The 218-nt window shown below is 64.2% G+C and carries 1 protein-coding gene; it reads right to left on the reverse strand.

The features are described from left to right. Nucleotides 1–202: ATP-binding cassette domain-containing protein (locus CH42_RS00150; RefSeq protein WP_306455187.1), on the reverse strand; the 202-nt coding region annotated here is incomplete at its 3' end. Nucleotides 203–218 lie beyond the last annotated feature (16 nt).

The raw sequence follows: 218 nt of genomic DNA on the forward strand, positions 1-218 counted from the left end.
GTTGCAGCGCACGGCTGCGAGCGCGGGAGGCTGGCACGCCGTTGAGCCGCGGCACCGTCATGATGTTCTGCAGCACCGTGCGATGGGGAAACAGGCCTGCGTTCTGAATGACGTACCCGATGCCTCTGCGGAGCTTCGCGCGCTCTAGATCCGCTGAGTTCACGCCGTCGATCGTGATGCTGCCCGAACTGGGCTCGATCATCCGGTTGATCATGCGG

The sequence above is a fragment of the Leucobacter musarum subsp. musarum genome (assembly GCF_001273845.1).
Taxonomy (GTDB): Bacteria; Actinomycetota; Actinomycetes; order Actinomycetales; family Microbacteriaceae; genus Leucobacter; species Leucobacter musarum.